Raw genomic sequence first — 13,525 nt, forward strand, 5'->3', positions numbered from 1 at the left:
TGCCGGGCCCTGCACCCCTGCAGGGTGGGTGTCGCCTCCCTCGGGCGACTGCCCGCGGCCGGGGCAGGTGGGACCCGCGCCCGCACTGCTGGGTGGGGCGGTCAGCGGTGCGTTGCCCGAGGGCGGGACGGGGTGGCCGGCCGCGGAGGTGCAGGTCAGGGCTGGTGCCCAATGGATTTGCGCTGGTCGGTGGCGGTGACGTAGTGTTCAGTTCATCGCCGCGGGGTGGAGCAGCTCGGTAGCTCGCTGGGCTCATAACCCAGAGGTCGCAGGTTCAAATCCTGTCCCCGCTACTGAAGGCCGAGGGCCCGGAACCGATCAGGTTCCGGGCCCTCGGTGTATCGCGGTATTGGCAACCTGATCAAGTTGACTGATCAGGTTGACTGATCAGTGTGCAGAGAGAAGCCCCCGGCCGTATCGGCGCCGGGGGTTTGGTGTGTCGTGCGGCGGTGGGCCTACGCGGTCGTGCAGGTCGGGCAGACGCCTCGGTAGGTGACCTCTACGTCCGAGACGGTGAAGCCGAAGCGCTCGGAGGAGGGCAGGTCGGCCAGCGGGTTGCCCGTGGGGTGGACGTCGCGGATCGTGCCGCACCGGGCGCAGACCAGGTGGTGGTGCGGGCGGTGCGCGTTGGGGTCGTACCGCTTGGCACGCTTGTCCGTGGCCACCTCGAGCACCTCACCGAGGGAGACCAGCTCACCCAGGGTGTTGTACACGGTCGCCCGGGAGATCTCGGGCAGTTTGGCGACAGCGCGCGCGTGCACCTCGTCGGCCGTCAGGTGGACGTGTTCGCCTTCGAGGACCTCGGCCACGACACGTCGCTGCGCGGTCATACGCCATCCGCGTCCGCGCAGCCGCTCCAGAAGGTCACTCATACCGGTCAGCCTAACAGCAAGGGGGAACAGTTCCCGAACAGGTGTGACTTTGGAGCTTGACTTGACTTGGATTTTGTCCAATATAGGATCGGGTTCTGTCAGGAAAGGCTTCGGCAAGCGCCTGGAGGTCGCAGTCCAGGCCCTGTGCGGCCGACCCGGGGTTGGACCGCTTGTCGTTGAGGACGGGCCGGGATCTCGTTCCGAGGTTCCCGGCCCGTTCGCGCGTCCGTGGGTCGCGCGCGTGGGTCCGTGGGTTCACGAGCCCGCGCGTTCGTGTGCCCGGAGGCTCTCTAGGCGGGTGTGGGCTGTCGGGCCGGTGACCAGCAGCGGATGATGTCGCGGACCGAGACGATGCCGACGGGTGCGCCCTGGTCGAGGACGATCAGGTGGCGGAAACCGCCATGGGTCATGGCGCGGGCCGCTTCCTCCAGGGTCCAGGACGGCGCGGCGAACACGACGTCGTTGGTGGTGTGGGCATGGGCGCGTTCGGCGTCGGGGCTCTGGCCCAGGCCGACGGAGTTGAGGACGTCGCGTTCGGTCAGAATGCCGAGTCCGCCGGCGTCCGGGTCGAGGACCACGGCCGCGCCGATCCGGCGAGCCGACATCAGTGCGGCGGCCTGGCGGAGGGTGTGATCGGGACCGATGGTGAGGACCAGTGTGCTCATGGCGTCGCGGACGAGCATGGAGTTCAGCCACCTCCTGGGGTACCCCGGCGACAGATAGTTCAGGCCCGGCGCCGGAGGCGCCTGTTGAGCGCTGCACAAGTTCACAAGCGGGGGAACTCTCAATGTGGCAGGTAAAGCGGAGGTCAACAAGGGGGCGTGCGTGGTCAGTTCGGGGCGCCCCGGGATCACTCCGGGGCGTCGTCCGCGTCAAAGGGCAGGTTCAGTGGCGCTCGTTCAGGTATCCCAGCAGCTCGTCGTGGAGCAGGCCGTTCGAGGCCGCCGCGTTGCCGCTGTGCGGGCCGGGGCGGCCGTCGAGTCCGGTGAAGCTGCCGCCCGACTCGGTGACGATGATCGCGTTGGCGGCCATGTCCCAGAGGGAGAGTTCGGGTTCGGCGCAGATGTCCACCGCGCCCTCGGCGACCAGCATGTACGGCCAGAAGTCGCCGTACGCGCGCGTGCGCCACACCTCGCGGGTCAGGTCCAGGAAGCCGTTGAGGTGGCCGCGCTCCTCCCAGCCGCTGAGGGAGGAGTACGCGAAGGAGGCGTCCGACAGCTCGGCGACGCGGGAGACGTGCAGGCGGGAGGCCGAGCTGAGGCTGCGGCCCGTGAAGGCGCCGTGGCCCTTGGCGGCCCACCAGCGGCGGCCCAGGGCGGGGGCGGAGACGACGCCGACGACGGGCTGGTAGCCGCCCTCGGCCGCCTCCATCAGGGAGATCAGGGTGGCCCAGACGGGGACGCCACGGACGTAGTTCTTGGTGCCGTCGATCGGGTCGATCACCCAGCGGCGGGGGCCGGTGCCCTCGAGGCCGTACTCCTCGCCGAGGATCGCGTCTCGGGGGCGGGCGCGCTGGAGTTGGCCGCGGATGAGTTCCTCGGTGGCCTTGTCGGCCTCGCTCACCGGGGTCATGTCCGGCTTCGTCTCGACCTTCAGGTCGAGGGCCTTGAACCGGGCCATGGTGGTCGCGTCGGCGGCGTCCGCGAGGACGTGGGCGAAGCGGAGGTCGTCGAGGTAGTCGGCCATGTGGCGAACGGTATCTGCCGAGGTCGGTACGGGGCTACAGGGGGCCGGAGGTCGGTTGGGGGGTGCGGGGGTTGGGGCGGCGACGGTCGGGCACCCGGGGGTCGTGCCGGGCGGGGGCGGGTGTCGTTCACCGGCGCCCGCCCGGTGCCCCCGCGCCCACCCTCACCCACCCTCACCCCCGCTCGGCTTCGATCGAGCGGGGGTGCCCCCGTCGCCCCCGGTGGCACGACTGCCCGCAGCCACGACAGCCGGCCACGCTCCGCGGCTGCCGTCGGCGGGGTGGGTGGGCGGGGTGGGTGGGCGTGGTGGGAAGGGGCCCGCGTGCGTTGGCTGATGTGCGCCCCTGGGGACCGCCGTGAACCCTTGACAGTGACTTGATGCGCGTCAAATCTGAGGGCCAGAGCCGCCCGCTCGCATTCAGGGAGGCGATGATGCCTGCAGCGCGGGAAACGTTGTTGGACGCCGCTTACACGGCGCTGGTGCGCCGGCCGTGGTCCACGGTGCGGATGGTGGACGTGGCGGCGGTGGCCGGAGTGTCACGTCAGACGCTGTACAACGAGTTCGGCAGCAAGGACGGGTTGGCCAGGGCCCTGGTCCGGAGGGAGGCGGACGGCTATCTGGCGGGCGTCGAGCGGGCGCTGGCCACCCCCGCGGACACCCGGGACCGGCTGGCCGCGACCGCCGAGTGGACCGTGGCGGCCTCCCGGAACAACGCGCTCGTTCGCGCCATGCTCACCGGCTGCTGGAGCGAGCGGCTGCCCTCGCCGACGCTGTCGGCGGTGCCCTCGTCCTCCGTAGTGCCCGCCCAGCGCCGCGCGGACGGGCCGCTGCCCGCGCCCGCCGACTTCGTGGCCCTGGTGCGCGAGCGGGCCGTCGCCGTGCTGTCCGCGCCCGGCACCCCCAGGTCGGACACGGGGGAGCTGGCCCGTTGCTGCGAACTGGCCGTGCGGCTCGCCCTGTCGTGCGTGGCGGCGCCCCCGGGTGACGGCGGGGTCACGGATCTCGTACGGACCGCGCTGCCCCGCCAGCTCAGCCGGCCTCTCCACCATCTGTAGGCCCGGTCGCGAACTACCGCGCCGAACCCGACAGTTGCAGGCCCACGACCCCCACGATCACCAGGCTGATCGAGACGATCTTCAGCGTCGACACGATGTCCCCGAGGAAGATCATCCCGTAGATCGCGGTGCCAGCCGCGCCGATGCCCGTCCAGACGGCGTAGGCGGGGCCGACGTCGAGCTTCTTCAGGGAGAGGGTCAGCAGGCCGAAGCTGCCGAGCGCGAAGACGCAGAAGGCGACCGTGGGCCAGAGTCTGGTGAAGCCGTGCGAGAGCTTGAGGCAGACGGCGAACCCGGTTTCCAGAAGTCCCGCCACGACCACCAGCAGCCACGCCATGTCTCGTCCTCCCGTGTCCCCACGCTCCGTGACCGCTTCGTGTGCTCTCGTCCGGTCGGGCTCCGACTTGGTGCGATTATGCACTTACCGGGTAGAGAGGGGCGCAAACAACGCGGAGGTCAGTCGCCTTCCCGTCGTTCGCGTGTCGAGAGCAGCCTGCGCAGGGAGTAGAGCCGGGCCGGGTCCGCGTGACCGTCCGCCACCCACTGGTCCAGCGCGCAGTCCGGCTCGTCGTGACCGCACGCACGCGGGCAGCCCTCGGTGCCCGGCACCAGATCCGGGAAGGCGTTGATGACCCGCGAGGGGTCGATGTGGGCGAGACCGAACGACCGTACGCCCGGGGTGTCCACCAGCCAGCCGCCGTGCGAGTCCGCCAGGGGGAGGGCCAGTGCCGAGGTCGTGGTGTGCCGGCCGCGGCCCGTCACCGCGTTCACATGGCCGGTCGTACGGCGCAGGTCCTCCGGGACCAGGGCGTTGACCAGGGTCGTCTTGCCCACGCCCGAGTGACCCACGAAGGCGGTGATCTTGCCGTCGAGGTGTTCGCGCACGTGGTCGGCGGTGTCGTCGGCCTCCAGTTCCTGGCGGCTCGTCACCACGTACGGGATGTCCAGGTGGCCGTAGAGCTCCAGGAGTTTGTCGGGCGAGGCCAGGTCCGACTTGGTCATGACCAGCAGGGGGGTGAGGCCGCCGTCGTACGCCGCCACCAGACAGCGGTCGATCAGCCGGGGCCTGGGCTCCGGGTCGGCGAGGGCGGTGACGATGGCGAGCTGGTCGGCGTTGGCGACGACGACGCGCTCGTACGGGTCGTCGTCGTCGGCCGTGCGGCGCAGCACCGACGTGCGGTCGGCGATGCGGACGATCCGGGCGAGTGTGTCCTTCTTGCCGGAGAGGTCGCCGACGAGGGCGACGATGTCGCCGACGACCGCGGCCTTGCGGCCCAGTTCGCGGGCCTTCATCGCGAGGATGACCTGGCCGTCGACGAGGCAGGTCAGCCGGCCCCGGTCGACGGTGAGGACCATGCCCTCGGCGGCGTCCTCGTGTTTGGGGCGGATGTGCGTACGGGGACGGTTGCCCTTGCGGTTCGGGCGGCTGCGGATGTCGTCCTCGTCGGTGTGCTTGCCGTAACGGCGCATGATCCCGGTCCGCCCGTCAGTTCTTCCCGAGCATCCCGGTCCACAGGTCGGGGAAGTCCGGCAGGGTCTTGGCCGTCGTCTCCACGTTCTCGATCCGCACCCCGTCCACGGCCAGGCCGATGATCGCACCGGCCGTGGCCATGCGGTGGTCGTCGTAGGTGTGGAAGACACCGCCGTGCAGGGGGCGCGGGCGGATGTGGAGGCCGTCGGCGGTCTCGGTGACGTCGCCGCCGAGTTCGTTGATCTCCTTGGTGAGCGCGGCCAGGCGGTCCGTCTCGTGGAGGCGGAGGTGGGCGACGCCGCGCAGGGTCGAGGGGGAGTCGGCGAGGGCGGCGACCGCCGCGATACCCGGGGTCAGCTCGCCGACCTCGCCCAGGTCCACGTCGATGCCGTGGATCGCACCCGAACCGGTGAACACCAGTCCGTACTCGGTCAGTTCGCAGGTGCCGCCCATCTCCGTGAAGATCGCGCGGAGCTGGTCACCGGGCTGGGTGGTGCGCGCGGGCCAGTCGGGGATGACGACCTTGCCGCCGGTCACCAGGGCCGCCGCCAGGAACGGCTGGGCGTTGGAGAGGTCCGGCTCGATCGTCAGGTCGCGGCCGAGCAGCGCGCCCGGCGTGACCCGCCAGACGTTCGCCTCGCCGCCCGACTCCGGGGTGTCCACCTGCGCGCCGACCGAGCGCAGCATGTCGACGGTCATCCGGATGTGGGGGAGGGACGGCAGGGTCGCGCCGATGTGACGGACCTCGACGCCCTGGTTGAAGCGGGGGGCCGACAGGAGAAGCGCCGACACGAACTGCGACGACGAGGACGCGTCGATCGCCACCGGACCGCCGTCCAGGGCACCGCCGCCGTGCACCGTCAGCGGGAGGGCGCCCCGGCCGTCGTCGTCGATCCGCGCGCCGAGGGCGCGCAGGGCGTCGATCACGCCGTTCAGAGGGCGCTCGTACGAGCGGGGGTCGCCGTCGAACCGGATGGGTCCGTCGGCGAGGGCGGCCACCGGGGGGAGGAAGCGCATGACCGTGCCGGCGTTGCCGACGTCCACCGTGGCCGGGCCGTGCAGGCCGGTGGGGAGGACGCGCCAGGCCTCGCCGGAGCCGCCCGCGCCGGACGAACTGGAGGAGACGGTCTCCTCGATGCCGACGCCCATCGCGCGCAGCGCGGCCGCCATCAGGAGGGTGTCGCGGGAGCGGAGGGGGCGGCGGAGCCAGCCGGGCTCGCTGGCGAGGGCGGCGAGTACCAGGGCGCGGTTGGTGACCGACTTGGACCCCGGGACGTGGACCGTCGCGTCGACGGCTCCGCTCGCGTAGGGGGCGGGCCAGAGGGCGGGCTGTGCGTTCAGGGCCATGGGGCCCACTTTAGTGGGGGTTCGCTCCGCCGGGTTGAGCCGGGAGCCCGGGTCGGCTCTTGTCCGCGGGTCCGTCGTGGCTGGTCGCGCCCACGCGGCGGAGCCAAAGCGTCGGGACAGCCCCGCGTCCTTTTCGGGGCGCGCCTCGACCCCGGCGTCAGAGGTTCAGCAGCCAGCGGCCGCCGCCCAGCAGCGCGCAGACCGAGACCACGTGGAACATCAGGAGCCAGACCGTCGCCGGCACATGGGTCAGGCGGGAGAGCTGGTCCGCGTCGGAGTCGCCGGCGCCTCCTCGGCGGCGCTTCGCCTGGAGCTCGAACGCCGGGCGGACGCCCCCCAGCAGCAGGAACCAGACCACCGCGTAGGCGAAGGCGGCCTGGACCTGGGGGCCCGCCAGCCAGGAGACGACGACGAAGGTGCCGCCGGTGACGACGACCGTCAGGGCGCCGTAGGCGTTGCGGATCATGACCAGCATGGCGACCAGCAGGATCGTGGAGAGCCAGAGCAGGAGGGTGATGCGGCCGGAGCCGAGGAGGGCGGCGCCGCCGAGGCCGAGGAGCGGGGGCGCGGTGTAGCCGGCGGCGGCGGTGAGGATCATGCCGAGGCCGGTGGGCTTGCCGCGGCTGACCGTGAGGCCGCTGGTGTCGGAGTGCAGCCGGATGCCGGTCAGGGTGCGGCCGGTGAGCAGCGCGATCAGTCCGTGGCCGCCCTCGTGCGCGATGGTGATGGCGTTGCGCGAGAGCCGCCAGACGCCGTGCGGGACGATCGCCGCCAGCGCGGCGACGGCGGTGGCTATGACGACCCAGAGGTCGGGGTCGGGCTGGGTGCCGAAGACCTCGTCCCACAGGGAGGCCAGCGAGGTGACTGCGGTGCTTTCCATGTTCTGCGGTGGCTCCTCGGGGTCGCGATCGATCGGGGCCGGCGCGGCGCGCCATCGTCGGGGGCGGTGGTCGGGTGACGGGTGGGCCTGGCAGTGTGGCACTTATGTGCGGACGCTATCTGAGACGCCGAGTTAGCAGCGATCGTTCCTGACAGCAAACATGCAGGTCACAGCTTTAGAGCCTCGGAGCGATCCGGGGCTCTTTCTCTACCCGTGCTGACTTTGTGCTGACCTGGAGGCACCTGTGATCACCCCAGGAAACCCGTTCTGTGCTGGGTCGGTGCTGATCTCTTTGCACGGTCCGGCTCGGGCAGACGTTGCCGCAGCGGTCGACCGCCTCGTCTGTGTGTAACGAAGAGTCGTCGCGGACCCACCACCGCAACACGTCGGCGTCGGCGTCGGGAGAATACGTCCTGGCCCGTGAGTGCGAGCCTCGTGCCGATCACGGCGCGCCTCGGTGGTCCGGATGTGGCTGCTCACCCAAGGACGCCTTTCAGAGCGCGGTTGGCGACCGGCCCCGGGCTTCGGCCGCGCCCCACTCCCTGTAGAGCGCGCCGGCTGATCTGCACGCCGGTGATTTCACCCGCTTCGATGCTGCGCGGTGTGAGCTCAGGCGCATCGTGGGCATTTGCGAGGGCGCCTACTCGTCAGTAGCTTCGCTCGCGGAATTTGTAGCTGGTGAAAGCGGCGGCCAGAGTGATGGTGAAGCCGATGGTCCGGAGCTCATGTCGGCGCCTACCCACTTGCCCGAAGTGCTCCGGTGCAGTCGTGTAGGGGAGGCCGTCGAGCCGGAGGTCGGTGAGAAAACGTAGGACGAGATCGGCGTATTCGGCTTCCCGTTCGAGGTGCACCATGTGGTCGGCGTTGCGGACGAGGAGGAAGGTCGAGCCGGCGATGGAGGCTGCACAACACGGTTTTCGTCCGGCGTGCTGACGTCGTCGTGTTCACCGGTGAACACCAGGGCACGCACCGCGTCGATGCCCCCGGCCGGGAGCGGGTCCGGGCCGAGCAGACACCGATCGCAGACGGCATGGCGGCTGGCCTCGGCCGGGGTAATGCGGGCGAACTGCCGATGCAGCAGCCTTGCCACAGCGGGTGCCTGGGAAATCTGGTCCCGGCGGACGGTGTTGAGCAGGGTGGCGACGGCTCGGGCCGACTCACGCTTGTGTCGGCTGTGTGCGTCGCGGCCACTGCCGCAGGCCCTGCTGACATTGGCGCCAGGAGGTCTCCTACTCCGCATCTCGACGCCGTTGAGAAGGAGTTGCGCGCCGTTGCTCAAGGCCCGCGACATGCACTGCACGAGCCTCGCGGAGACCGGTCGACCTCACAGCCTCGAGGTGAGCAGAGAACTGCGTACGTCCCTCGTCGCCGACTGCCTGCGCGTCCTGGGCCGCGGCCATCTGCTCACCGAGACGGTCCTTAACCTCTGACCAAGAGGCGAGAACTTCGCAACAGCCGTCCGGCGGCGGCGGCGGGTACTGCGAGACGGCGGGACCAAGGGGCGCCGTTCACCGCGTAGGCCAGAGCCTCTTCGTACGGCATGGCCAGACCCTCGACAATGACCGCCTCGTCCGCCTCATCTGCTCGTTTCCGATCTTCTGGCGGATCAGGTTTTCCCAGGAGGCGGGCCGCGCACAGGAAGTCCCGGCCGCTGGCACCGCTGACGCGAGAACGTCGATTGCTGGGGATGTCGGCGGGGCTGTGCACCGGTACGCGACTGGTGGCAGTGAAGACCCTGCGTGACGACTGGTCGCCTCACGACGTGCGCTACCGGTTCGCCCCGGCGGCGCTCGGCAACGGTGCTGACTGGTGCTGACCTTAGCCTCGCCGTTTCGGTTGGGTCGGTGAGGGGTCGCTGAGGGGCAACTGTCGGGTGACCGACGCGATTTCGGTTTTCGGGCATGACGGAGTCCCGGCGCGATGGTCGGGTTCTCCAGGTCCTTCGGGTCGTGGCGGACGGGGGTTTGCCGGTCAGCCGGCGGGACGGGGCAGGGCGGCGAGGCGGTGGAAGGCCGTGGCCAGTTCGTTTCGCCAGGGCCAGGTCGCCGATATCCGCAAGCGTAGGCGTCGGCCGCCGCGGGTGAGGCGGGCTGTGACGTGCAGGAGCCGGTAGCGGAGCTTCTTCGGCTCGGCGGTGGCCAGTTCCCCGTCCAAGAGGAGGACACGGGTCCAGGCCATCAGGTCGATCGCCGCGAGGCTGAGTTCGAGCCAGACGGTGTTGACGCCGAAGTCGCGGGAGGGGAAGCGGCCGAAGCCGGTGGTCTTGCCGCACCGGATGCGGTCCTCGACGGTGGCATGCCCGCGGTGACGGACCTCCAGGAACTGGGCGGAACCGCCGCCGCAGTACGGGGTGTCGGTGAGGAACACCTGATGCCGCAGGCCCTCGTCCTGGTCGAACAGGGACAGCTGGGCTCCGGGGTGCGGCCGCTCCCGGCGCACGATGATGCGGGTGCCGGGCGGGTAGCCGTCCAAATCGATCATCCCGGTCAGCTCGGCGACCTCGGCGCCATCACGCAGTGTCCCGTCCTGGTCCAGGGCGGGATGCCAGAGGCGGTCGGGCATGGCCCGGACAGCGCGGCGGACCGGCTCGGTGACCGCGTATCCGACCGAGAAGGAGGTACGAATTCCTCGTTTCCGCACGTCGCGGACGTGAGCGAGGAAGGCTTTCGCGGATCCGGCGCTGTCGGCGCGGACCAGGATGTCGGTGCCGTGCCGGTGAGCGTCGGGGATCTGCGCGAGCGCCTGGTCGAGCACCGCAATGTGATCGGCGGCAGTGTTGGCTCCGGAGTTCCCCGGCCGCAGCCGGCCGGACACGGCCTCGCCGGTGTTCGCGAGGAAACACAGCAGCGGATGGAAGCCGAAGCCGCCCTTATAAGTCGGGGCGGCCTGTTCCTTCTCCGAGTGGCAGGTAATCAGCGTGGCGTCGAGGTCCAGGACCAGGCCGGGAAGCTCGCGTCCGCCGGCCCGGACAGCGGGTATGCCCGCGCCGGTCTCGGCGGCCTGCATCCAGGCGACTTCCCGGGCTGCAGCGCGCGCCGCTCGCAGTGAAGCGAGTGCAGCCTTGTCGATGTCGGCGAGCAACCGCCAGGCCGTGGGCGTGGAGGCGACGGGGCCGAACACCTCGCCCTGGTCCCGCAGCACGGCCAGATCCGCGATCGCCTCACCGCCATCGGCGAGCATCACCGCGAGATCGGTGGCGACCCGGCCCGGATCATGCCCCGTCCCGCGCGGCCGAAGCGGCCTGAGAGCGGTGGAGTACGAGGCGGTCAGCCCGGTGGCATCAGCGAGATCCGCCAGCAACCGTGCCCCGGCATGCCCGACCACCCCCGAACCAACGGCACTGACATGGACCTTGGGACGCAACCCGATAGCCTGCACGTAGAAAGTGCCCTCCGTCTGGACCGACAGAACCCCTCAGCAAGGTTCATCGTCCCCGGTCAGGAAGGCACTTTCGCGTTTCCGCCGCAAAGCCAGGCGTACCCAAGTGAAACGGCGAGGTTAGCGACATGATTTGACGTTTCTGCAGGTCGGAGGGGTGTTATATATGTCGCGGACGGTATTTGAGACGCCGACGTAGCGGCGATCGTTCCTGACGGCATGCGCCCGCGCGGTGCCGACCGAGAATCAGCCGAGGCGGGGCGCCTGCCTCCGGACCGCGGCGGGAGCGGCGCAAGGCGGCCCAGGCCCGAGGCAGCCAGGCAGCAGAGAAGGAGCCGTACCCGTTCTGGGTTCGGCTCCTTCATGTCGGAGGTCTGCCGTCAGGCAGCGGTGAACGCTGTACGGTGTTCCAGCGCCCAGTCGGCGAAAGCCGTCGGCGGACGGCCGGTGACCCGGGCGACCGTGTCCGTCACCGGGGCGGTGGTGCCGACCGAGGCGGCGTACGTGCCGAGGACGGAGTCGACGAGGCCGGGCACTCCGAACGAGCCGTACTGCTCCTCCAGCTGGGTCCGAGCGGCATCGCCGACCAAGTCGACGACGGTCACCGGACGACCGATTGCCGCCGCGATCAGTTCGACCTGCCGGCGCTGCGTCATCGACTCCGGGCCGGTGAGCTCGTACGTCGCGCCCTCGTGTCCATCGGACAGCAGGGCCTTGACGGCGACGGCCGCTATGTCCCGCTCGTGGATCGGCGAGACCACGCTCTCGGCGTACGGGACACGGACCTCACCGCCCTCGCGGATCGCGGGGGCCCACTGCAGCACGTTGCTCGCGAAGGCGCCCGGCCGCAGCACCGTCCGGGCGAGACCGCTGTCCTCCACCGCCCGTTCGACCGACAGGTGCATGAGCCCGATCGGACTGGCGGTCTCACCGGGCTCGCTCACCGCGGCGGACGACAGCAGCACCACGTGCTTGACGCCGCAGTCCCCGGCGAGGCGCAGGAAGCCGACGACGCCGGACGGGTTGGGGAACAGGAAGAGCTTCTCCACGCCCGACAGCGCGTCCCCGAACGAACCGGGGTCGTCCAGGTCCCCGGCGCGCACGTCGACGCCCGCGGGCAGTCCGGCGGTCTTCGGGTTCCGGGAGGTGGCCCGCACCGGGGCACCGGCCGCGAGCAGCAGCTCGACGACGTTGCGGCCGACGTTACCGGTCGCGCCGGTCACCAGAATGGTCATGAGGTGGACTCCTACGTGGGGAAGTGGGACGCACACGGCCGGCGCCCAGGCCGGCCGCGGGTCAGGTCCGGGGCGCGCCGAACCAGCGGTGGAGTGCTTCCGTGAGCGGCGTGCCGGACACCCAGCAGACGTAGCCGTCGGGGCGCACCAGCACAGCCTCGGCACCCAGGCCGGGCAGCTCCGGTACTTCCACGGCGTCCACCCGGCCCGTCCAGGGGGCCGACTCGGCGACGAGTTCCGTCCGCGTGGTCAGCAGGACGCCCTGCCCCTGCTGGAACAGTTCGCTGACCCAGCGGCCGTCCGGCAGGGCGAAGTCGGTGAGCCGGGCGCCGACGGGCTCGTCGCCGCCGAGGTCGTAGCGGATGGAGAGCCCGGAGATCGCCCCGCCGAGCAGGCGGTTGGCCTCCGGCAGTTTGATCAGCTGGGTGAAGATCTCCCGCAGCGCCTCATGCTCGATGCCTTTCTGGCCGAGGGCGACCTGGGCCCGGGTGTTCGTGAGGACGGCGGCGCCCACCGGGTGGCGTTCACCGTGGTAGGTGTCGAGCAGCCCTTCGGGGGCCCAGCCGGCGATCTCGGCGGCCAGTTTCCAGCCCAGGTTCATCGCGTCCTGCACGCCGGTGTTGAGTCCCTGTCCGCCGAGCGGCAGGTGGACGTGCGCGGCATCGCCGGCGAGGAAGGCCCGTCCGACGCGGTAGTGCTCCGCGAGACGCGAGGCGTCGCTGAACCGGGAGGCCCAGCGCACCTCCTTGACCTCGGTGTCCGAGCCGTAGAACTCCTGGATCGCGGCGATGACCTCGTCCTCCGGCACCTTCGCGCGCTGGTCGTCGATCACTTGGTCGGCGACGCTGTAGAAGATGCGGTGGACGTTGTCCGACTCCTTGCCGATGGGGAAGATGTTCGCGAACGACCCGTCAGGGCGCATCCGGGGAGAGCCCTTGGTGTCCCAGGTCGTGGCGATCCCCTCACCGGTGAGGCCCAGCACCACGTCGGAGACGGTGCCGAACCACCGCGCGTCCAGCCCGGGGAACTCGACGCCGAGGTGCTTGCGGACGAAGCTGCGGCCACCGTCGCAGCCCGCCAGATAGCGTGCCTCGATCCACTTCCCGCCAGTCTGGACGCGGACCCGCTCCTCGTCTTGGTCGATGCCGGTGACCTCCGAGTTCCACTGAACCCGCACCCCCAGTGCGGCGAGGTGCTCCTCCAGCACGTTCTCGACCTCGGCCTGCGGAATGGCCACCTGGTACGGGTAGCGGGAGTTCCAGCCGTCCAGCGTCAGCGGCACGGGCAGGTGTGCGAAGTGGGTGGTCTCCAGGCGGGCCCTGGCCTGCTCCTCCGCGCCGTCGAGCATGCCGCGCAGGGCCAGCATCTCCGCAGTGCGGGGGTGGAGGTTCAGGGCCCGGCTCTCGCCGGTCCGGCCGGGGCCCTTGTCGAGCAGGGCCACGCGTGCGCCGGCGAGGGCCAGCTCGTGGGCCAGCGTCAGACCGGTGGGTCCGGCGCCCACCACGATCACGTCAGCGTCCATTACGGGTTCCTCTCTGCCTTCCAGTTCTGAACAACGTTCTATCAGTGAACGTTGTTCTTTTACAAGTACAGCGTTCTCC

Annotated in this window: 12 protein-coding genes and 1 tRNA gene; 2 read left to right on the forward strand and 11 right to left on the reverse strand. The window is 70.5% G+C overall.

Annotation, left to right across the window (positions count from 1 at the left end):
* Positions 1-219: 219 nt before the first annotated feature.
* Positions 220-293 (forward strand) — tRNA-Met (locus OG202_RS32440).
* 162 nt (positions 294-455) lie between these two features.
* Here OG202_RS32440 and OG202_RS32445 read toward each other — a convergent pair.
* From OG202_RS32445 to hisN, 3 genes are all read right to left on the reverse strand, one after another.
* Positions 456-872: a Fur family transcriptional regulator gene (locus OG202_RS32445; protein ID WP_326577679.1), complete on the reverse strand. Its 417-nt coding sequence runs from the start codon at positions 870-872 to the stop codon at positions 456-458.
* 290 nt (positions 873-1,162) lie between these two features.
* Positions 1,163-1,555, reverse strand: a complete 393-nt coding sequence (locus OG202_RS32450; protein WP_327727899.1) for a CBS domain-containing protein — start codon at positions 1,553-1,555, stop codon at positions 1,163-1,165.
* Between the two features lie 202 nt (positions 1,556-1,757).
* Positions 1,758-2,558, reverse strand: a complete 801-nt coding sequence (gene hisN, locus OG202_RS32455; RefSeq protein WP_326577677.1) for a histidinol-phosphatase — start codon at positions 2,556-2,558, stop codon at positions 1,758-1,760.
* Between the two features lie 428 nt (positions 2,559-2,986).
* Between hisN and OG202_RS32460 the strand changes: the two genes are divergently transcribed.
* Entirely contained in the window at positions 2,987-3,613 is a 627-nt protein-coding gene (locus tag OG202_RS32460) for a TetR/AcrR family transcriptional regulator (protein ID WP_326577676.1), read from the forward strand.
* 13 nt (positions 3,614-3,626) lie between these two features.
* Here OG202_RS32460 and OG202_RS32465 read toward each other — a convergent pair whose 3' ends face one another.
* The 8 genes from OG202_RS32465 to OG202_RS32500 all read right to left on the reverse strand — a co-directional run bounded on the left by OG202_RS32465 (position 3,627) and on the right by OG202_RS32500 (position 13,446).
* A complete protein-coding gene (locus OG202_RS32465) occupies positions 3,627-3,950 on the reverse strand; it encodes a DMT family transporter (RefSeq protein WP_326577675.1) in 324 nt (107 codons plus the stop codon).
* A 119-nt stretch (positions 3,951-4,069) separates the two neighbouring features.
* The gene (gene rsgA / locus OG202_RS32470) at positions 4,070-5,083 is read right to left on the reverse strand and encodes a ribosome small subunit-dependent GTPase A (protein WP_326577674.1); all 1,014 of its coding nucleotides are present in this window, start codon (positions 5,081-5,083) and stop codon (positions 4,070-4,072) included.
* Between the two features lie 16 nt (positions 5,084-5,099).
* Positions 5,100-6,431, reverse strand: coding sequence for a 3-phosphoshikimate 1-carboxyvinyltransferase (gene aroA / locus OG202_RS32475; protein ID WP_327727898.1), 1,332 nt, complete (start codon positions 6,429-6,431; stop codon positions 5,100-5,102).
* A gap of 157 nt (positions 6,432-6,588) precedes the next feature.
* A complete protein-coding gene (locus OG202_RS32480; RefSeq protein ID WP_326577672.1) occupies positions 6,589-7,311 on the reverse strand; it encodes a M50 family metallopeptidase in 723 nt (240 codons plus the stop codon).
* Positions 7,312-7,958: 647 nt separating this feature from the next.
* Positions 7,959-8,165, reverse strand: a complete 207-nt coding sequence (locus tag OG202_RS32485; protein ID WP_327727897.1) for a hypothetical protein — start codon at positions 8,163-8,165, stop codon at positions 7,959-7,961.
* 1,117 nt (positions 8,166-9,282) lie between these two features.
* Entirely contained in the window at positions 9,283-10,719 is a 1,437-nt protein-coding gene (locus tag OG202_RS32490; RefSeq protein WP_443052363.1) for an IS1380 family transposase, read from the reverse strand.
* Between the two features lie 350 nt (positions 10,720-11,069).
* A complete protein-coding gene (locus tag OG202_RS32495) occupies positions 11,070-11,924 on the reverse strand; it encodes an NmrA family NAD(P)-binding protein (protein WP_327727895.1) in 855 nt (284 codons plus the stop codon).
* Positions 11,925-11,985: 61 nt separating this feature from the next.
* Positions 11,986-13,446 carry an FAD-dependent oxidoreductase gene (locus OG202_RS32500; RefSeq protein WP_327727894.1) on the reverse strand — a complete coding sequence of 487 codons (1,461 nt, stop codon included), beginning with the start codon at positions 13,444-13,446 and terminating at the stop codon, positions 11,986-11,988.
* Positions 13,447-13,525 lie beyond the last annotated feature (79 nt).

Origin of the sequence: Streptomyces sp. NBC_00310, assembly GCF_036208085.1 — a bacterium.
Classification (GTDB): domain Bacteria; phylum Actinomycetota; class Actinomycetes; order Streptomycetales; family Streptomycetaceae; genus Streptomyces.